The 20,013-nt window shown below is 75.8% G+C and carries 15 protein-coding genes and 2 pseudogenes; 7 read left to right on the plus strand and 10 right to left on the minus strand.

The annotated features are described in order from the left end of the window. Nucleotides 1–5: 5 nt before the first annotated feature. Entirely contained in the window at nt 6–1,694 is a 1,689-nt protein-coding gene (locus OG774_RS24995; RefSeq protein WP_328305022.1) for an urease subunit alpha, read from the minus strand. Continuing rightward, complete coding sequence (gene ureA, locus OG774_RS29910) at nt 1,691–2,290, minus strand: urease subunit gamma (RefSeq protein ID WP_442873913.1); 600 nt, start codon at nt 2,288–2,290, stop codon at nt 1,691–1,693. The genes OG774_RS24995 and ureA overlap by 4 nt, the downstream gene beginning before the upstream one ends. A gap of 107 nt (nt 2,291–2,397) precedes the next feature. On the opposite strand from ureA, the gene OG774_RS25010 reads away from it, so the two are divergent. Together OG774_RS25010 and OG774_RS25015 are read left to right on the plus strand one after the other, a co-directional pair. Further along, nucleotides 2,398–3,570 carry a helix-turn-helix domain-containing protein gene (locus OG774_RS25010; protein WP_328305023.1) on the plus strand — a complete coding sequence of 391 codons (1,173 nt, stop codon included), beginning with the start codon at nt 2,398–2,400 and terminating at the stop codon, nt 3,568–3,570. Next, a complete protein-coding gene (locus OG774_RS25015) occupies nt 3,567–4,790 on the plus strand; it encodes an FAD-dependent monooxygenase (RefSeq protein WP_328305024.1) in 1,224 nt (407 codons plus the stop codon). The genes OG774_RS25010 and OG774_RS25015 overlap by 4 nt, the downstream gene beginning before the upstream one ends. Nucleotides 4,791–4,856: 66 nt before the next feature. Here the strand turns inward: OG774_RS25015 and OG774_RS25020 are convergent, their stop codons facing one another. Further along, a complete protein-coding gene (locus tag OG774_RS25020; protein WP_328305025.1) occupies nt 4,857–5,588 on the minus strand; it encodes an IclR family transcriptional regulator in 732 nt (243 codons plus the stop codon). Further along, complete coding sequence (locus OG774_RS25025) at nt 5,585–7,045, minus strand: APC family permease (protein WP_328305026.1); 1,461 nt, start codon at nt 7,043–7,045, stop codon at nt 5,585–5,587. The genes OG774_RS25020 and OG774_RS25025 overlap by 4 nt, the downstream gene beginning before the upstream one ends. A 294-nt stretch (nt 7,046–7,339) precedes the next feature. On the opposite strand from OG774_RS25025, the gene OG774_RS25030 reads away from it, so the two are divergent. Together OG774_RS25030 and OG774_RS25035 are read left to right on the plus strand one after the other, a co-directional pair. Beyond that, nucleotides 7,340–8,797, plus strand: coding sequence for an APC family permease (locus OG774_RS25030; protein ID WP_328305027.1), 1,458 nt, complete (start codon nt 7,340–7,342; stop codon nt 8,795–8,797). A 67-nt stretch (nt 8,798–8,864) separates the two neighbouring features. After that, nucleotides 8,865–10,799, plus strand: a complete 1,935-nt coding sequence (locus OG774_RS25035) for a primary-amine oxidase (RefSeq protein WP_328305028.1) — start codon at nt 8,865–8,867, stop codon at nt 10,797–10,799. 79 nt (nt 10,800–10,878) lie between these two features. Here OG774_RS25035 and OG774_RS25040 read toward each other — a convergent pair whose 3' ends face one another. Together OG774_RS25040 and OG774_RS25045 are read right to left on the minus strand one after the other, a co-directional pair. Next, nucleotides 10,879–11,169: a hypothetical protein gene (locus OG774_RS25040; protein ID WP_328305029.1), complete on the minus strand. Its 291-nt coding sequence runs from the start codon at nt 11,167–11,169 to the stop codon at nt 10,879–10,881. Beyond that, nucleotides 11,162–12,367 carry a PspC domain-containing protein gene (locus OG774_RS25045; protein WP_328305030.1) on the minus strand — a complete coding sequence of 402 codons (1,206 nt, stop codon included), beginning with the start codon at nt 12,365–12,367 and terminating at the stop codon, nt 11,162–11,164. Before OG774_RS25045 ends, OG774_RS25040 begins: the two co-directional genes overlap by 8 nt. A gap of 74 nt (nt 12,368–12,441) precedes the next feature. Between OG774_RS25045 and OG774_RS29915 the strand changes: the two are divergent. The 3 genes and pseudogenes from OG774_RS29915 to OG774_RS25055 all read left to right on the plus strand — a co-directional run. Further along, a pseudogene (locus tag OG774_RS29915) lies at nt 12,442–12,825 on the plus strand (PspC domain-containing protein); the annotation flags it as partial. A gap of 765 nt (nt 12,826–13,590) precedes the next feature. Beyond that, a pseudogene (locus tag OG774_RS29920) lies at nt 13,591–13,908 on the plus strand (sensor histidine kinase); the annotation flags it as partial. Continuing rightward, the gene (locus tag OG774_RS25055) at nt 13,905–14,582 is read left to right on the plus strand and encodes a response regulator transcription factor (protein ID WP_328305032.1); all 678 of its coding nucleotides are present in this window, start codon (nt 13,905–13,907) and stop codon (nt 14,580–14,582) included. The pseudogene OG774_RS29920 and the gene OG774_RS25055, both read left to right, overlap by 4 nt. Before the next feature lie 8 nt (nt 14,583–14,590). Here OG774_RS25055 and OG774_RS25060 read toward each other — a convergent pair whose 3' ends face one another. The 4 genes from OG774_RS25060 to OG774_RS25075 form a co-directional block, all read right to left on the minus strand. Continuing rightward, a complete protein-coding gene (locus OG774_RS25060) occupies nt 14,591–16,345 on the minus strand; it encodes a serine/threonine-protein kinase (protein ID WP_328305033.1) in 1,755 nt (584 codons plus the stop codon). Nucleotides 16,346–16,445: 100 nt separating this feature from the next. Further along, entirely contained in the window at nt 16,446–18,512 is a 2,067-nt protein-coding gene (locus OG774_RS25065) for a hypothetical protein (RefSeq protein ID WP_328305034.1), read from the minus strand. Nucleotides 18,513–18,766: 254 nt separating this feature from the next. After that, nucleotides 18,767–19,084, minus strand: coding sequence for a hypothetical protein (locus tag OG774_RS25070; RefSeq protein ID WP_328305036.1), 318 nt, complete (start codon nt 19,082–19,084; stop codon nt 18,767–18,769). A 200-nt stretch (nt 19,085–19,284) separates the two neighbouring features. After that, nucleotides 19,285–19,554 carry a chorismate mutase gene (locus OG774_RS25075; RefSeq protein WP_328311150.1) on the minus strand — a complete coding sequence of 90 codons (270 nt, stop codon included), beginning with the start codon at nt 19,552–19,554 and terminating at the stop codon, nt 19,285–19,287. Nucleotides 19,555–20,013 lie beyond the last annotated feature (459 nt).

Raw genomic sequence — 20,013 nt, forward strand, 5'->3', positions numbered from 1 at the left:
TCTCCTCACGCCAGGTGGTGCAGGCGGGTCAGGGGCAGGTCGACGGCGTGGTGCAGCGGCACCTCGCGGCCGTCGACCCGGACCGGGGCCGGCTCGCCGGGGATCTCGACGTCCGGTGTCGCAGTGTTGAACAGCATGTCCGCGGCGCCGAGACCCCGGCTGTCCGTGATCGCGGTGTAGTGCGGTCCGACCGGCAGCGCGGCCCGCGCGGCCGGGTCGTCGAGGCACGCGGCGGCGACGAACTGGTGGGACAGGCGCGCGGGCGCACCTCCGCGGGCCCCGTGGAAGCCGCGCATCCGGCGGGGCTGACCGAGCCGCGTCGAGCCCGACCCCGACCCGGCCGCACCCCAGGCGACGAACCCGGACTTGATCACCAGCTCGGGCACCGCCCCGAACCAGGCGGGCGACCAGAGCACGACGTCGGCGACCCGGCCCGCCCGCAGCGAGCCGACGTGCCCGGCGAGCCCGTGCGCGACGGCCGGGTTGTGCGTGAGCTTGGCGAGGTAGCGCAGGACCCGCGCGTTGTTCGCGACGTCCGGCCCCGTCTCGCCGGCGAGGTGGGCCTGCACGTGGGCGAGCTGCCAGGTGCGGCGCACGGTCTCGCCGATCCGGCCCATGCCGAGCGCGTCCGAATTGATGATCGAGATGGCACCGTCGTCGTGCAGCCGGTTCTCCGCGGCGATGGCGTGCTCGCGGATGCGGCTCGCGGCGATGGTCCGGTCGCTGGGCAGGTCGGGGTGCCCGCGGTGCACGGTCATCGTCATCGGGCCCAGCTCGCGGACGGTCGCGGCGGTGAGCGGGAGGGTCGGCGTGGTCGAGGACGTCAGCACGGAGTCCCGGCCGACGATGCGCAGCAGGTCGGGGTGCCCGCCGCCGCCCTCGACGTGGTACGCGTGCACGGTCCGCCCGCCCACGGCGTCGAGCGTCTCGTCGAGGAAGCCGGACTCGTTCAGCGTGTCGGTGTGCAGGGCGACGGGGAGGTCGGCCTGCTCGGCGACGCCCAGGCAGGTGTCGACGGCGTCCGGGCCCGCGCCCCAGTCCTCGTGGACCTTGAACCCGCCCGCTCCGGCGAGCACCGCCCGCTCCAGGAGCTCGGCCGAGCCGGACGACCCGCGGGCGAGGAACGCGGCGTTGACCGGCGCGCCGGTCCAGGAGGCCATCAGCGTGTGCAGGTTGGGCGCGGGGTTGGCGCCGACGTCCCAGACGCCGCCGATGCCCATGCCGACCAGCGTCGTCACCCCGGCCGACAGCGCGGCCGGGACGAGGTCGGCGTTGGAGAGGTGGACGTGGGAGTCCACGGCACCCGGCGTCGCGATCAGGCCCTCGCCCGGCACCATCGCGGTGTGCGCGTCGACGACGAGCTCGACGCCGTCCTGGACGTCCGGGTTGCCGGCACGGCCCACCCCGACGACGCGCCCGTCGGCGATGCCGATCGAGGTCTTGCGGATGCCGAGGACGGGGTCGAGCAGCAGGACGCCCAGCACGACCATGTCGAGGGCGCTGTCGCGGGGCGCGCGGTCGGTGACCAGCGCGCCCTGGCGGGCGGTCTTGCCGCAGCCACCGAGCATCTCCTCGCCCGGTTCGGTGTCGTCGGCCTCCACCTCCACCCACAGGTCGGTGTCGCCGAGGCGCACGCGGTCGCCGGTCGTCGGGCCGTAGAGCCGGGCGTACTCGGTGCGGTCGAGGGAGCTCACCGGGCGGCACCTCCCAGGCGCACGGCCGTCGCCGCCCGCGTCGTCCCGGCCTCCACCCGCAGCGCCGTCCCGGCGGCGATGTCGAGGCGCAGGCGCGCGGGGTCGGCGTCGTCGGCGCGGTCGTCGACCTCGACGCGGAGCCGGCGATTGAGCCGGTCGAGCGGGACGTGCGAGGTGACCCAGACCGGCTGGTCGCCCTCGTTGTGCAGGCGGACCCCGCAGCGGGCCCGGCCCGGGGCGAGCTCGACCGTCCCGACGGCGGGGCGGACGGCGCCGGGGCCCTCGACCGTCGGCGGCCCGAACGGCCGGTCGACGTGCACGAGGGTCGTGCCGTGCGGGAAGAGCGCCTCGACCTGCACCGACGGCACGGTCGTGGCGACGCCCTCGAGCACCTGGTCGGGCCCGACGATCCCGCGTGCGCGCCGGACGACCTCGTCGAGGTCGTGACCGTCCCAGGCCAGCTCGCAGACCTCGTCGCACACCAGCGCGACCGCCTCGGACGCCCCGAGCCGGGCACCCCGCGCGAGGCGGCGGCGGGCGAGCTCGGCCGCGCTGTGCAGCAGCACCCTCTCCTGCTCGCGGGGGGTGAGGTGCACGGCGTCTCTCCGGTGACGGTCTCGGGTGATGAGCGTTCGAGCGTGCCCGGATCGTCTCCCGCACGGAAGGCGTCCTCGTCGCGTCTCGTGCGCCCTAGGTTGGGCAGATGCACAACGACCGTCGCTGGCGGGATCTCGTGGAGCGTGTGCGCGACGACGCCGACGCGCTGCGGGTCGCCTTCGTCGACCGGGTCCGCGCCGTCCCGGCCTACGGGCGGGGCCTCGTCCCCGCCGAGCGGCTCGACGCCGACGCCGACGACACGTTCGCCTACCTGCTCGGCCGCCTCGCGGGACGCGCCGTGCCGGACCGGCTGGCCGAGGTGGGGCCCGCGATCGGCCGGGACCGGGCGCGCCGCGGCGTGCCGCTCGACGACCTGCTCACCGCGGTCCGCCAGGACTTCGGCGTGCTGTGGGAGGCGCTGCGCGCGCGGGCGACGCCGGACGAGGCGGCGCTGCTGGTCGAGCGCGTGCAGACCGTGTGGACCGTCGTCGAGGACTACTCGTCCCGCATCCGGCTCGCGTACCTGGAGGAGGAGGCGGTGCTCGCCCGGGAGCGCCAGGGTGAGCGCACGGCACTCGTCGGGGCGCTCCTCGCGGCCGACGACCCCGCTCCGGAGGACGTCCGGCGGGCCGCGATCGCGCTGGGGCTCGACGTCGGGGACGACGTCCTCGTCGCCGCGGCCGCGGGGGAGGACGCGGCCGCGCTCCGACGGGCCGCGGACCGCCTGGCCGCCGGCGGGCGCCCGGTGCACGTGCAGCCGACCGGCCGGCACAGCGTGCTGCTCGCGCGCTGGGACGGGCCGGACGGCGCGCCGGTGCGGGCCGCCTTCGAGGGCGTGCGCTGCGGGGTGGGGCCGACGGCGCACGGCCTTGCGGACGTCCCGCGCCGGGCCCGGGTCGCGGGCGAGCTCGCCGACGTCACGGCGGTCGGGCCCGCCGAGCCCCGCACCCTCGCCTCGGCCTGGCTCCCGCTCGCCGCCGCCCGCCTCGGGGACGTCGGGCCCGACCTCGTGGAGGGCGAGCTCGGCGGCCTGGCCGGCGTGCCCGCGGCGGAGCGGGAACGGCTGGTCGCGACGGTGCGCCGGTTCGCCGTCGACGGTGCGGTGGCCGGCACCGCCGCGTCGCTGTTCTGCCACCGCAACACCGTGCTGAACCGCCTGCGCCGCGTCGCCGGGCTCACCGGCCGGGACCCGACCGTCCCGGTGGACGCCGCGGTCCTGCTGCTCGCGCTCGCCTGTGCCGAGGTATCTCCATCATCGAGAGGTATCGTCGTGGAATGAGCGATGTCGTGGTGGTCGGCGGCGGTCCTGCCGGAGTGCTCCTGACCTACCTGCTCGCCCGGGGCGGGGCGTCGGTGACGCTGCTGGAGTCCCGCCACGACTTCGCGCGCCGCTTCCGGGGCGACACGCTCGCGCCCGGGGTGCTCGAGTACCTCGACGGGCTCGGGCTGGCCGAACCACTGCTCGCCGAGGTGCCGCACACCCGCTCCGACGCCTTCCGCTGGCACACGGCGTCGCGCACCTGGACGCTCGTCGACTACCGCGGCGCGAGCACGCGCTTCCCGTTCTACGCGCTGATCCCGCAGGCCGAGTTCCTGCCGTGGCTCGCCGCCCGGGCCCGCGCGCACGGGGCGACGGTGCACATGGGGGCGCGGTTCTCGTCGCTGCGCCACGATCCCGAGGGACGCGTGAATGGCGTCGAGTACACGGTCGACGCCGCGAAGCACCACCTCGACGCCGCGCTGGTCGTCGGCGCCGACGGGCGGAACTCCAAGGTCCGGGCGACGTGCGGGCTCGCGGCCACCGAGCTGGGCGCGAGCCTCGACATCCTCTGGCACGCCCTGCCGCGCCGCGACGAGGACCCGTCGTACTCGGGCCTCGACCTCTTCGGCACGCCCACCGGCAGCCTCGCGCTGCTCGACCAGGGCGGCGACTGGCAGCTCGGGTGGACGATCCGCGCCGGGACGCTCGCCGAGGTCCGCGCCCGCGGGGTGTCCGCGCTGCGGGACGCCGCCGTCGACGCCCTGCCGTGGCTCGCCGGACGCCTCGACGACCTGGGCGACGTCGCCGACCTGACCCTGCTCCCCGTGCGCATCACCACCGTCGAGCGCTGGACGCGGCCCGGGCTGGTGCTGCTCGGCGACGCCGCGCACGTGGTCTCGCCGGTGGGGGGCAACGGGATCAACCTCGCGCTCGCCGACGCCGCCGACCTCGCCAACCGTCTCGTCGGCCCGTTGCGTCGCACCCCGCCGTCGCCGCGTCAGCTCGACGACGCCGCCGCGGGGCTCGAGGCCGCGCGCCGCCCGGCCGTCGAGCGCGAGCAGCGGGCCCAGGTGCGCACGGAGCGCGCCGCGGCCGAGCGCATCGGCAGCGGCGACCCCGGCCCGCCGCCGGTGCTGCGCGCGCTGTCCCGCCTGCCGGGTTTCCCGCGGCTCGCGGGGCAGCGCAACCGCGTCGACGTGCCGGCGCCGGTGCCCGTGATCGCGGCCGGCGCGCCCTGACGAAGCGGATTTCCTGGCCCTATCGGCGTGCTGTGTTGAGTGCCAGCGTGGACGCAGGGCTTGCACTCAGGCGAGCAGCGGGGCCAGCTCCGCCGCGTGCTCGCGGAGGAGCTCGATCAGCTCGGTGTTCGGCGCCGCGACGCGGTCGGCGGGGCCGGTGAGGGCGAGGCCCGCGACGAGCCGGCCGTCGCCCGGCGCGCGGACCGCTACGGCGAGGCAGCCGAGGGCGGCGTGGAACTCCCCGCACTGGCGGGCGAGGCCGGTGCGCGCGACCTCGACGAGCGCGGACGTGAGCTCGTCGCGGTCGACCACCGTGCGCGGGGTCAGGCGGGCGAGCGGACCGTCGGGGAGCTCGTCGTGCTCGGCGAGCAGCAGGCGCCCGAGGCCGTTGGCGTGCGGGTGGCGGGCGAGCTCGTCGGCGTCGGTCGGCGGGTGGTCGGGGTCGGGGTCGACGAACAGGAAACGGTGCCGGTCGTAGGCGACGAGGTGGGCGCCCCAGCGGACGCGCTCGCGCAGCCGGCGCATCACGTCGCGCGCGGCGGTCGGTGCCGACAGGGCCGCGGGCGCGAGGTTCGCGATGCGCCGCCCGAGCGCGAAGCCGCCGAGGTCGGGCAGCCGCACGAGGTACTCCTCGGCGACGAGCAGGTTGAGCAACCGGTAGGTCGTGGCCGGTGGGATCCGCAGCGCCGCGGAGATCTCCTTCGCGGTGACGCCGACCCCGGCCGCGGCCACCTCCTCGAGGATGAGCAGCGCACTGCGCACCGCCTGGGGCTGCCGCCCGCTGATCGGCGAGGTCACCGGGGTCCCGCGGCGAGGACGTCGGCGGTGGTGGTCTCGTCGTACACGCCCATCCCCTGCAGGGCGGGTCCGCGGCGCCGGCGCAGCACGAACCAGCCCCCGACGCCGAGGACGAGCAGGCCCGCCAGCGTGATCAGCAGGCCGGTGCTCGCATGAACCACCACCACGACCACCGTGGCGACGAGCGCGGCCGACGCGAGCACCGAGACCACGACGACCCCGCCGGTGAGCTCGCCGATCCGCGCGAGGAACCGGGGCGCGGCGAGGCACACCAGCAGGTAGGCGGCGAGGAAGCCGAGGGTGGCCACCGCGACCAGGCCACCGAACACCGTCGCGGGCGCGACGCCGGCGGCGGTGCCGACCACCACCACGGCCGCCGGCACCGGGACCGTGACCCACACGGCGACGGCCGGGGTCAGGTGGCGACGGTGGGTGCGACCGAGCGCCGCGGGCGCCACGCCCTCGCGGGCCAGCGAGAACAGCACGCGCACCAGGGTGTTCACCGCGGCGAGCGCGCACGCGCCGAAGGAGGCCACGATGCCGACGTCCATGAGGACCGAGGCCCAGTTGAGGTCGCCGACGGTCGCCGGGGCGCCCGATGTCGGGCTCGTGGCGCGGCCCGCGCCGCCGGGCGTGGCCAGCTGCACGAGGGTCGCCACGAGGTAGAGCACGGCGGCCACGGCGGCCGTGGCGGTGATCGCCCGGGGGATCGAGGCGAACGGTCTGCGGGCCTCGACACCCAGCGACGCCGCGCTGTCGAACCCGATGAACGCGGCCAGCGCGGGCAGGACGCCGACGGCGATGCCGCCCAGATCGAGTCCCCCCAGCCCGGATCCACCCGGCCCGGGCCCCGCGCCTACCGGGGCCGGTGTGCCGGGGGCGGTGGTCAGGGCGAGCGCGACGAGCACCACGAGGATCAGGCCGATCGACACGGCCTCGATCACCAGCATCACCCGCCCGGCCAGACGGACACCCCGGACCGCGCACACCGCCACGGTGACCGCGAGGACGACGACGAGCGCGACGCCGGCGCCGGCCGCGAGCGCGTCGCTGCCCCCCGCGAGCCGGGCCACGAGCGCGCCGCCGTACCAGGAGGCGCCCGCGAACGTGACGGCGACGAGCATCCCGTACCCCACGACCATCGCCACCGCGCACGCGTAGGCGCCGCCGGGGCCCAGCCCCTGCGCGGTGAAGCTGTAGAGCCCGCCCGCCGCGGCCATCCGTCGCGCGAAGACCGTGATGCACGCGGCGACGAGCCCGACGAGAACCGCGGCGATCGCGAACGACCAGAGCGCCCCGTTGCCGGCGGCGGCGATGACGAGCAGTGGCGTCGAGGCCATGGCCCCGGCCGGGGCGGTGGTGGCCACGGACTGGGCGAAGACCCCCGGCGGGCGCAGGGAGCGGCGGCGCAGCCCGGCCACCGGCGAGCGCGACCGCAGCACGGGGATGCGCGTCACGGCGGACCTCCGGGCGTCGGCACGCCCGTCACCGTAGGGCCGGATCCCCGCCACGGCGACGAACTCGTCCCCCGAACGAGAAACAGCCCGTCGCGATTCTCGTTCGGACGGGTCCGCGCGAATGGCCGATCTCCGTTCGGAGAACGGTCGAAGGTCACGACGCGGATTCGTGGGAGTCGGGATCTCCCCGGGCCCCGTGCAGCTCAACGAGGGGTTGACCCCGCCGGAACGCCTCCGCAAACGTGACCCGCGACATTCTCGTCGGCCCCTTTCCTCCGATTCCCGGGAGTCGCCATGGCCGCGCCCACCGAATCCGCCCCCGCGCCCGCCACACGTCTGTCCGGCACCCTCGGGGTCGGTTCCATCGTCTTCATGGTCGTCGCGGCGGCCGCCCCGCTGACCGTCATCGCGGGCACCATCCCACTGGGGGTCGGGGCCGGGAACGGCGCCGCCTTCCCCGCCACCTTCGTGCTGTGCGCGGTGGTGCTCCTGCTCTTCGCCGTCGGGTTCTGCGCGATGAGCCCGCACGTCCCCGACGCCGGCGCCTTCTTCACCTACGTGCGCCACGGCCTCGGGCGCCCGCTCGGGATGGGCGCGGCGTTCCTCGCCCTGGCCACGTACACCGCCGTCCAGCTCGCGGTGCTCGGGTACATCGGCGCCGCGCTCGACGAGCTGGTCACCAGCTACGGCGGCCCGAGCATCCCCTGGTACGTGTGGACGATCGCGGTGATCCTCATCGTCGCGGTGCTCGGCTACCGCCACATCGAACTCTCGAGCCGCGTGCTCGGCGTGCTGCTCCTCGCCGAGATCGCGATCGTCGTCGTGCTCGACGTCGTGGTGATCGGCCAGGGCGGCGGCCCCGAGGGGCTCTCGACGGCCGTCTTCGACCCCGGCCAGATCGCCTCCGGCGCGGTCGGCATCGCGATCATGTTCGCCATCGCGAGCTTCATCGGCTTCGAGGCCACCGCGGTGTTCCGCGACGAGGCCCGTGACCCGCAGCGCACGATCCCGCGCGCCACCTACCTCGCGCTCGTCATCATCGGCATCTTCTACGCGGTGTCGAGCTGGGCCATCGTCTCCGCCTGGGGCGACGAGGCCGCCGTCGCCGAGGCCGGCGCGAACCCCGGCACCTTCCTCGTCTCCACCACGACCAACTGGCTCGGACCGGTTGGCGGGCACGTCGTCACGATCCTGCTGGTCACCAGCCTGTTCGCCGCGATCCTCGCGTTCCACAACGTCGCCGCGCGCTACTGGTTCGCCCTCGGCCAGAACCGCGCGTTCCCGGCGGCGTGTGGCAGCACCCACGAGCGCCACGGGTCCCCGCACATCGCCTCCCTCGCGCAGAGCGGGCTGGCGCTGGTGTTCGTCGTGATCTTCGCGGTCGCCGGCCTGGACCCGGTCGCCCAGGTCTTCGCCTGGATGGCGGGCACCGCGACGCTCGGCGTCCTCGTCCTCATGGTGATGACGTGCCTCGCCGTCCTCGTGTTCTTCGCCCGGAGTGGGACCGATCGGCGGATGTGGCACACGCGCATCGCACCGACCCTGGGACTGCTGGGACTGCTCGTCTGCCTCGTGCTCACGATCGGCAACTTCCCGACGCTGATCGGCGGGTCCACGGGGCTGGCGCTGGGCATCGGTGCCGTGCTCGTCGTCGTCACCCTCGTGGGCGTCGTCGTCGGCGCGCGGGGCACCGCGGATCCCGACGGTCCCGGCGACCTGACGCCGCCCGTCCTCCCGCGCGAGAACGCCTGATGGCCCGCCCATCCGTCACCCGTACCGAGACACGCACCGACTCCCGCACCGACAAGGAGTGGACCCCGTGACCGCCACCGCCCCCGCGAACATCGACACCGGCGCCGCCACCCACCCGCTCGACCTGGCCACGACCGAGGAGTTCCGGGCCGTCCGCGAGGTGCTCGCCGACGCCGGGCTGCTCGGCGACTCCGTCCGCTACTGCTTCGCCGGGCTCGAGGAGCCCGAGAAGGCGGCCGTCCTCGCCCACACCGACGGCGACCGTGTCGACCGGCGCTTCCGCGTCCTGCTGCTCGACATGAGCGGCGCGCCCTCGCGCGACGTCGTCGTCTCGGCGTCCCGCGGCGAGATCGACTCGGCCGTCGAGCTCGACCCCGCCACCAGTGGCCAGCTCCCGATCATCGACTCCGAGTTCGAGATCATGGAGGAGATCGTCCTGGCCTCCACCGAGTGGTGCGACGCGCTGCGGCGCCGTGGCATCGACCCGGCGACGGTCCGCGCCGTGCCGCTCTCGGCCGGGGCCTACTACCCCGAGGAGACCGGGCGCCGCATGGCGCGGGTGCTCGGGTTCCGCCAGGACCACGAGAAGGACTCGCCCTGGGCCCACCCCGTCGACGGTGTCGTCGCCTACGTCGACCTCGTCGCCCGCGAGGTGTCCCGCGTGGTCGACCACACGCCGCTGCCGGTGCCCGACGAGCCGGGCAACTTCGACGACCCCGAGCAGGTCGGCCCGCAGCGCACCACCCTGAAGCCCATCGAGATCACCCAGCCCGAGGGCGTCAGCTTCACCCTCGAGGGCAACCGGCTGCGCTGGGAGGGCTGGGACCTGCGCATCGGGTTCAACGAGCGCGAGGGCCTGACCCTGCACCAGATCGGCATCCACGGCCGGCCGGTGGTCTACCGGGCGTCGATCGCCGAGATGGTGGTGCCCTACGCCGACCCGTCGCCCGTGCGGTTCTGGCAGAACTACTTCGACGCCGGCGAGTACATGTTCGCCCGCTACGCGAACTCCCTCGAGCTCGGCTGCGACTGCCTCGGCGAGATCCAGTACATGGACGTGGTGGTGGCCGACGACGACGGGTCGCCGCGCACGATCACCAACGCGATCTGCCTCCACGAGGAGGACTACGGGATCCTCTGGAAGCACTCCGACCTGTTCACCAACGCGTCGGAGACGCGCCGGCAGCGCCGCATGGTGATCTCGTTCTTCACCACGATCGGCAACTACGACTACGGCTTCTACTGGTACCTCTACCTCGACGGCACGATCGCGTGCGAGTCGAAGCTGACCGGCATCCCGTTCACCTCGGCCTACCCGTCCGAGGGGCACCCGTTCGCCACGCAGGTGGCGCCCGGGCTGGGCCTGCCCTACCACCAGCACCTGTTCTCGGCGCGCCTGGACATGGCCGTCGACGGCCAGCGCAACGCCGTCGAGGAGTGCGAGGCCGTCGCCCTGCCGATGGGGGAGGACAACCCCTGGGGCAACGCCTTCACCGAGTCCCGCACGCGGCTGACCCACGAGGCCGAGGCCCAGCGCGTCGCCGACCCGGGCCGCGGGCGCACGTGGCAGGTGGTCAACCCGGAGTCGACCAACCGCCACGGCCGTCCCGTCGCGTACGCCCTGCACTCCGAGGGCAGCCCGACGCTGCTCGCCGACGACCGCTCCGTCGTCGCCGGCCGCGCCGCCTTCGCGACGAAGCACCTCTGGGTCACCGCCTACGACGCCGACGAGCGCTATCCGGCCGGCGACTACGTCAACCAGCACGCCGGCGGGGCGGGCCTGCCGACCTGGACCGCCGCCGACCGTGCCCTCGACGAGGACGGCCGCGGCGCCGACGTCGTCCTGTGGCACACGTTCGGCCTGACGCACGTGCCGCGCCCGGAGGACTGGCCGATCATGCCCGTCGACTACGCCGGCTTCCGGCTGATGCCCGTCGGGTTCTTCGACCGCAACCCCACGCTCGACGTCCCGCCGTCGTCGAACGGGCACTGCCACTCCTAGGTCCCGGCACTCCCGACCCTGCACAGCATCACTGGCTGGTATCGCTCGCTGTGCGAGCGATACCAGCCAGTGGTCGTTCTCAGGAGCGACGGCGCAGGGTCGCCAGGAGGACGCCGAGCCCGACGCCGACGGCGCCGAGGGCGAGGACCCAGCGCGGGTCGACGCTCGCGATCGTGCCGGTGAGGGCGAGGACGGCGACGAGGATCGCGGCCAGGCCGGCCACGAGGCCCAGCGGGTCGGGCCCGGGCCGGTGGGCCGGGGTCTCGCCGGCGTCGCCGCCGATCGTGTCCACGTCCTGGTGGATCGTGTACGGCTGGTCGGGGGTGTAGGGCTGGTCGGTGAGGGGCTCACCGGTCCGGCGCTCATCCACGGCGCACCTCCACGTCTCCGCCGCCGCTGACGGCCTGCAGCTGAATCCTCGGCCCGCCGGGCCCGTCGGGTCCGAGGTCGGTCACCGCGCCGTCGACCCGGCCGAGGCACTCCGCCGTGCCGCCGCCGCTCTCGCACGTCGCGGTGACGTCGGCGTTGACGGGCACGAGGACGGTGACGTCGCCCGCGCCGCTCGACACCTCGGTCTGCACGGGCGGCGACCCCGGCGGGGTCGCGGCGAGCCCGCGCAGGTCGAGCTCGGCGTCGCCGAAGGCCGTCTCGTACGCCGGGGCGACCATGCCGATCATCGGCGCCCAGGAGGCGTCGCCGAGGGTCTGGGCGGTGCCCGGGGCGCCGTTCCCGTCGAAGCGGACGTCGCCGTCGTTCCACGGGCCGTTCCCGGCGCCGTTCGCGGCGGCCACCAGCACGAGCGCCAGCGGCACGGCCGCGATGATCAGTCCACGTCCCCGGTGCAGGAAGGCGCCGACGACGAGACCCGCGCCGATCACGGCGAGGGCGGTGCCGAGCACCGCGGTGGCACCGAGCGGCACGAGGCCGAGCAGGCCCAGCAGGGCGACGATCCCGGCCGCGACGATCGCGGCACCGAGGGTCACGGGCACGACCTTCGAGCGCGGCTTCGGCGGCTCGGGCGCCGCCGCGGGCTCCGGGAGATCCCAGGCGAACGGGGCCGCCCCGAGCGGATCCCACGACGGCGGCTTCGGGGCCTCCCCGGGCTCGACCGTGGGCGTCACCCCGTCGACCGCGACGGGCCGCTGCGGGTCCCGCAGGTGACCGCGGCTGCGGTGCAGCGCGTAGAGCAGACCGACCGCGACGACGATGCCGATCACCGTGCCGAGGTTGCCGGAGAACGCCGAGGCGACCGCGGCGAACCCCAGGAGCGTCCCGATGACGATCGCCCACACCGGCGTCTCGCGACGCCGGCCCGTCTCGTCGACCCGCGGGAGGACGAGGATGCCGGCGAGGTAGACCAGCAGGCCCACCCCGTAGAACAGCGAGACCACGAACCCGACCCGCACCAGCGTCGGGTCGACGGCGTAGCGCCGCGCGATCGCGGCGGCGACGCCCGCGATCTTGCGGTCCTCCTTGAGACGGGCGGGGCGCGTCGCCCACATCTCGCGGAGGGTCGCGCCGACGTCGGCACCCGCCGGCGCCCGCGACCCCTGGCCGGGACTGCTCATCGTCCTCATCCTCCTCGCCGATCGGGCCGGTCTGCGCGGCCCGTCGTTCCCCGTCGGCCCCGTGCGAGCCGGCGATGACGTCGACACTGACCGCCGGGGAGGCCCGAGACCTCCGGGAGCCACCCCGGTCCCCACCCCGAGACGACCCCGAGGACCTCGGGGGTCTCCAGGCGCCCCGCCCGGGGTCGCGCACGTGTGACGATGAGGTCGTGGACGAGACGGCCTCCGTGGAGGAGGTGGACACGGTGGGCGAGGCGTCGGTGCCCGCTGCCCCGGTCGCGCCCGCGCCCTTCGTCCTCTCGCGGGTCCGCCGCCGCCGGCAGGGATCGGTGATCGCGGGCGTCACCGGTGGGGTCGCCGACCACCTGGGCGTCGACGTCCTGCGCGTGCGCCTGGTGTTCGTGCTGCTGGTGGCCGCGTCCGGCGCCGGGTTCCTCGCCTATGCCGCGCTGTGGCTGTTCTGCCCCATCGAGCCGCGCGGCGTCCGGCGCGAGCTGTCGCCGAACGAGCGCCGCCAGGGCCTGGGGCTCGCCACGCTCGGGGTCGGGCTCGCGTTCGTGCTCTCGGCGCTGGGCGGGGAGCTCTCCGGCTGGGTGACGATCCCGCTCGGGGTGGTGCTCGCGGGCGTGGCCCTGGTGTGGCGGGAGGCCGACACCGGCACCGGGGTCGCCGCCGGCCCGTCGCGTCGCGCGCGCTGGCTCGGCGGGCCCCTCGGCCTCGTGCGGGCCCTGGCGGGCGCGCTGCTGGTGACCGCGGGGATCGCGGCCTTCCTGCTCGGCAACATCGACCTCGGCCAGGTCCAGTTCGGGCTGCTCGCGGCCCTGGCCACCCTCGCCGGCGTCGTCGTGCTCACCGTGCCGTGGTGGCTGCGTCTGGTCCGCGAGCTCGGCACCGAGCGCACCGAGCGCATCCGCGGGCAGGCGCGCGCCGACATCGCCGCGCACCTGCACGACTCGGTGCTGCAGACCCTCGCGCTGATCCAGAAGCAGGCGGGCGAGGACGCCTCCGGCCGCGAGGTGCGCCGCCTCGCCCGCAGTCAGGAGCGCGAGCTGCGGGCCTGGCTCTACGGCCCGCCCGGCGGTGACACCGGGCACCCCGCCACCGCGACCGACGCGACGCTGGCGGCCACCCTCGCCGCGGCCGCCGGCGAGGTCGAGGACGACTACGGGGTGCGGGTCGCGCCGGTCGTGGTGGGCGACGCCCCGCTGGACCCGGACACCGCCGCCCTGGTCGCGGCGGCCCGCGAGGCGATGGTCAACGCCGCCAAGCACGCCGGCGTCGACGAGATCGACGTCTACGCCGAGGTGGAGCCCGAGACCGTGGAGATCTTCGTGCGCGACCGCGGCTGCGGGTTCGACCCGGACGCGGTGCCGGACGACCGGCGCGGACTCGCCGGCTCGGTCAAGGACCGCATGGCCCGCCACGGCGGGAAGGTGCAGCTGCGCAGTACGCCGGGCGCGGGCACGGAGGTCGGCCTCGTCCTGCCCCGGGCCCGGCGCGGGACCCCCAGCACCCCTGTCAGCGAGGAGGAGACCCGATGAGCGAGCCCGCCACGCCGGAGGACGCCGTCAGCGTCGTGATCGTCGACGACCATGCGCTCTTCCGGCGCGGGGTGCGCGCCGAGCTCGAGTCGCTGGCGCGCCGCACCGTCAGCGTCGTGGGCGAGGCCGGCTCGGTCGACGAGGCCGTCGCCGTCATCGGCCACCGCCGCCCCGCCGTCGTGCTGCTCGACGTGCACATGCCCGACGGCGGCGGCGCCGCGGTGCTCGCCCGCACCCGGCCGGACCACCCGGAGGTCGTGTTCCTGGCGCTCTCGGTGTCCGACGCCGCCGAGGACGTCATCTCGGTCATCCGCGCCGGCGCGCGCGGCTACGTCACCAAGACCATCTCGGGTCACGAGCTCGCCGACGCCGTGGTGCGCGTGCACGCCGGCGACGCCGTGTTCTCCCCGCGCCTCGCGGGCTTCGTGCTCGACGCCTTCGCGGACCGCCCCGGCGCGACCGGCGTCGTCGACCCCGAGCTCGACCAGCTCACCCGCCGCGAGCGCGACGTCCTGCGCCTGCTGGCCCGCGGCTGGTCGTACAAGGAGATCGCCGCCGAGCTCGTCATCTCGGTGAAGACGGTCGAGACCCACGTGTCGAGCGTTCTGCGCAAGACGCAGTCGTCCAACCGCCACGAGCTCTCGCGCTGGGCGAGCGACCGCCGGCTGGTGTAGCCGGCCGCTCAGCTGTCGTCGCTGTCGTCGTCCCCGCCGTGGTCGTCCCCGCCGTGGTCGCCCTCGCCGTGGTCGCCCCCGCCGTGGCCACCCCCGCCGTGGTCGCCGTCGCGACCGTGGTCGTCGCCGCCACCGTGGTCGTCGCCGCCGTGGTCCTCGGTCCGCGTGGCCGGGGGTGACGAGGTGGTGGTCGGCCCCGACGCCTCCGCGACCGGGGCCTCGAGGCTCAGCCCGGTGGCGGCCGCCCGGGGGCTGGCCGCGTCGACGCTCTCGTCGGTGTCGATGAGCCAGCGGCCGTCGGGACCCCGGACCATGCCGAGCTCGTGCACCTCCTGGCTGCGCTCGCGGCCCTCGGGGGCGAAGTCGAGCGTCGCGCGCACCGTGTCGGCGTCGAGCGCCGAGGCCTCGATGACCTGCACGGACGAGATCGTCGACCAGAACGCCTGGTAGTTCCCGAAGCCGCCCGTGCGGGCCTGCAGGTTCGGCCCGAGGCGCGCCCAGCCCGCGGCCTCGTTCCCGGTGACCACGCCGTAGTAGTCGCGGACCGCGCCCACCATCGCCGCCTGCGGGTCGGACTCGCCGCCGCCGACGCTCGACCCGACGGTCGCGCCCGTGGAGTCCGTGCCCCTCGACGAGAGCAGGGCGACGCCGACGACCCCGCCCGCCACCAGGGCGACGAGGAGCACGATGACGGCGATGGTCGCGGTCGGCCGGCGACGCGGGCGTCGTCGCGACACCGGCGGCTCGGGGGCCGGCATCCCCTGGCGGGTGGGCGGCCCGGCCGGTGCCGGCCCGCTGCCCGGCGGGGACCCAGGTCCGGCGGGACCGCCGGCGCTGCCCCAGGGGTCCGACCCGTGTCGCGCCTCGGGCACGGGCGGCGGGCCGCCGGTGGGGTCGGTGGCGCCCAGGGGGACGAGGTCGGCGAGCGGGGTCTCGGTGCGTCCGCCCGCGTGCGCGATCCGCCCCAGCTCCTGGCGGGCCTGCGCGGCGGACGGGCGCTCGGCGGGGTCGTCGCGCAGCAGGCGCATGAGCAGCGCGGTCAGCGGGCCGGCCTGCTGCGGCGGGACGACCTTGCCGGCGGCCACGGAGTGCAGGAGCGCGAGCGCGTTGTCGTCGGCGCCGAAGGGCGGGATGCCCTCGACCGTGGCGTAGAGGGTGGCGCCGAGGGAGAACACGTCGGACGCGGAGGTCGAGTTCTCGCCCCGGGCGACCTCGGGGGCGAGGTAGGCCGGCGTGCCGGCGAGCATCCCGGTGCGGGTCAGCGTGAGGTCGCCGGTGGCGCGCGAGATGCCGAAGTCGGTGATCTTGACGGTGCCGTCGGCCCCGAGGAGCACGTTGCCGGGCTTGACGTCGCGGTGCACGATCCCGGCCTGGTGGGCGGCGTCGAGCGCGTCCGCCACCTGGCGCCCGATCCGCGCCACCGTGCGCGGCTCGAGGGTGCCCTGCTCGCCGAGGACGGCGGCGAGGCTGCGCGACGGCAGGTACTCCATGACCAGCCACGGCTCGTCGCCCTCGATGGAGGCGTCGAACACCGAGATCGCGTGCGGGTGCTGCAGGCGGGCGGCGATCCGGCCCTCGCGCAGGGTGCGCTGGCGGACCTCGTCGGCCTCCCGCTCGTCGAGGCCGGCGTGCAGGAACACCTGCTTGACGGCGACGACACGGCCCAGACGCTCGTCGGTGCCGCGCCACACGACGCCCATGGCCCCCGCGCCGATGCGTTCCTCGAGGCGGTAGCGCCCGGCGACCACGCGGGGAGCGCTCACCGGCTGCTCCCCGTCCGTGTGTGCACGAGGGTCACAGTAGAGGTCCCGACCGGGTGACGACCACGCGCCCGGCGAGCCTCCACCGCACCCCCGCGGCGGTTCAGGAGCCGCCCAGCAGGCCGTCGACGGTGTCGCCGACGGCGTCGGTGGTGTCCTCCACTGTGTCGCCCGCGGAGTCGGACACCGAGTCCACCGTGTCGTCGACCGTGTCGCTGACGGCCTCGGTGGTGTCCTCCACCGTGTCGCCGGCGGAGTCGGAGACCTCGTCGACGGTGTCGGTCGTGTCGTCCACGGTGTCGTCGACGGTGTCCGTGGTGTCCTCGACCAGGTCGGAGGCCGTGTCCCCGACGACCGGGGTGTCGTCGACCGCGTCGGAGGCCGTGTCGCCGACCTCGTCGACCGTGTCGGTGACGTCGTCGGTGGCCGATGCGACCTCGTCGGTGGTCGCGTCCAGCGCACTCCCGACGTCCGCGCCCGTCCCGTCCACGGCGTCCGTGACCGCGTCGGTCGTGGGCTCGACGACGTCCTCGGTGGCCGAGCCCGGCGTGGCCGCCGCGACCTCGCCGGTGCCCCGCACGGTCGTGGTCACGGTCGAGGCGGCGGGCGCCACGACGTCGTTCCCGACCGCCGCGGGCACGCCGCGCACGGGGGTCGAGCCCGCCAGCACGCCACCGAAGAGGCCGCCGACGCCGTCGACGACCGGTCCGACCCCGCCGACGGTGGTCTCGACGACCCCGGTGAGGCCGACGACGGTCGTCCCGACCGTCGTGCCGGCGCCGCCGACCGTGTCCCCGAGCCCGCCGGTCACGCCCTCGACGGTGGTGCCGACCCCGCCGACGGTGTCCCCGACGGTGGTGCTCAGGCCTCCCACGGTGTCGCCGACGGTCGTGGTGAGGCCGCTGACCACCGGCCCGACGGGGCCGCCGACGAGGCCGCCGACGGAGTCGCCGACGCCCCCGACCGTGCCGCCCAGACCGGTACCCAGGTCGCCGACGGTGTCGCCGACGCCGCCGACGAGACCACCCGCGGTGGTGCCGACCCCGCCGACCACGCCGCCCACACCGGTGCCGACGCCGCCGATGACTCCGCCGGCCGTGTCGCCGACGCCACCGATCACGCCGCCGACCCCGTCGATCACGCCACCGACGGGACCGCCGCCGGGGGCCCCGCCCCCGCCGCCGGGCGACCCGCCGCCGCCGGTGTCGCCCCCGCCGGGCGCTCCACCGCCGCCGGGGAGCCCGGGGATGCCGCCGCCTCCGCCGGGCGCTGCGCCGCCGGGCGCGCCGCCGTTCGCCCCACCCGGGGCTCCCGCGGCGCCGCCGGGGAGCGTGCCCGTCCCACCGGCCAGGGGGCCGCCGGTGAGGCCGCGGCCCGCGAGGGCGGACCCGCTCGGGGCGCCGAGCCCCAGGCCGAGGTCGGCGACCGAGGCGCTGAGCGTCACCTGGGCCGGCGTGGCGACGCCACTCGGGCCCAGGGCGCCGGGGACCGAGCCCGGCAGGCCGGGGCCGCCGAGGCCGGGCGGGAGCGCCACCGGGCCGCCCGTTCCCGGACCCTCCTCGATGAGCGGCGGGACGCCGGGCAGTGGCATGCCGGCCACGCTCGCGACCGCGCCGGCGACCAGGAGGACGCCCGTGCTCGCGCCCAGCGCCCGGCTGTTCCCGCGGCCGAACACGTTGGTCCGGCGGCGCGCGGAGCGCCCGGGGGTGGGCGGGGTGGGTCGCCGGCGGGCGAGGGGGGCCGGGTGCTCGTCGGTGACGATCTCGTCGGTCGCGAGCTCGCTGCCGGACGCCGTCACGGAGGACGGCCGGTCCATCACCGGCGGCGTGACGGTCAGCCGGGCGAGGATCTCGGTGACGGGGATGCCGGCGGTGTGGCGGGGCGCGTCGGCCCCGGGCCCGCTCTCGGGGTCCCGGAACAGGTCGTGGACGGGATGGCGTGGCACGGGGACGAGCTCGATCAGGCCGTCCTCGTCCGGGCCGGCGTCGTCGAGGTCCTCGAGGTCCTCGAGGTCCGCATCCTCGAGGTCGTCCGCATCCTCGTGGTCGACGACCTCGGGGCCGTCGTCCCCGGGGAGCGCGGGCGGGGGGACGGTGGGGACGGCGAGGAGCGAACCGGTGGTCGTGGCGGGCTCGTCGAACCAGGCGTGCCGTCCCTCGCCCTCGTGCATGTCTCCAGCTCCTCCTCCGTCGAGGACGCGCCGGGTCCGGGTTCACCGGGACGAGGGCGCGTCGTCCACTCCGTGTGAGGACATGGCTACTCGCGTGTCATCCGGGCCGGGAAGGTCTATCCAGGGGACGAAGGTCCATCGTCCGTGTCAGGGCGCCCAATGGGCGTGTCGTGCCTCCTGGCGCGCTCGGCGCTGTCCGCCGACCGGTCGTACGCAATCGGTCGCCGTTGGTCGTCCGAGGAGGACCGTTCGGCTCAGGACGAGCCGGAGGCGAGCCGCTTGCGGGCGCCCTGGAACTGGTTCACCGCGACGAGACCCACGCCGCCGCCGACGAGCAGCCCGATGACGTCCAGCGGGATCCCGCCGCCGGTGAGCAGCAGGGCCACGAGGGCGCCCAGCGCGAGGCCGCCGGCGGCCGGGATGCGACCACGCGCGTCCGCGGCCAGATGTCCGGCGCCCGGGCGCTTCGATGCCACCGACGAGAGCATCAACAGGTAGCCGCCGTAGCCCAAAGAGGCGAGCAGGCCCAGCACGGTGATGATCGTGGCGATCAGGTCGATGACCGTTCCCATGACACCAGGGTGCCACTCGTCGTGTGGGGTCCGTAGTACGTCGCGAGAGTCCGCGGTGTGCAGCGCGTGCGCCCGGCGCCGGGACCTCACCCGTCAGGACGCACGGGGTGCGGCCGTTCGTGTGGCGGGGCGGATGCGGCCCGTCCGCTTCGTCCGCAGGACAGGAGGCCGGGGACGGGCGCCGCGGCCCCGCGCCGCGTCTAGCTCCGGCCGCCGAGGCGCCCCCGGCCGAGGCGCAGCAGCAGCATGGCGAGCTCGCGACCCTCGGTGCCGAGCCCGCGGAAGCGGGCAAGGACCTGCATCTCGCGGTTGTAGACGATGCGCGGCCCGCCGGCGGCCATGCGGGCCAGGCCGATCCGCTGGGAGATCTCCGAGCGCCGGCGCACGAGGCGCAGCAGCTCGGCGTCGATCGCGTCGATCTCCTCCCGCAGCGCGGGGATCTCCTCGGCGGTCGCCGGGGCCAACGGCACGGGGAGGTCCGGCGCGGTCTCGGGACCGGTCGCGGACGCGGTCTCCGGCGCGCCCTCGGGGGCGGGCTCCGGTGCCGGCTCGGCGTCGGACGTCGGGGCGTGCGCGGGATCGCTGGTCATGGCACTCACGGGGATCGGCCTCCAGGGGGTGTCCGGGGTGGGTGGGTCCTCCTGACCCCGGACACGAAGACGCCCCGGGGTCTGTGGACTCCGGGGCGGCGTGGGTCGGGCGCGGCGGGCGCGTCAGGTGTCCACGGGCACCGGGGTGCGGTACCCGTAGGAAAATCGACGCGACTGCTCGTGCACGCGGGTCACTATGCCACCGCGCCCCGGTGCCGCCAACCGTCGGCTGCGGGGCGCTGTCGGGGGGTCCCGGTACCGTGGACCGACGATGAGCACCGGTCCCGCCACCCGCCCCCCCGCGTCCGACCCGGAGTCCGATCCCGGTCGCGACGCGAG

The organism is Actinomycetospora sp. NBC_00405 (assembly GCF_036044095.1).
Taxonomy (GTDB): Bacteria; Actinomycetota; Actinomycetes; order Mycobacteriales; family Pseudonocardiaceae; genus Actinomycetospora; species Actinomycetospora callitridis.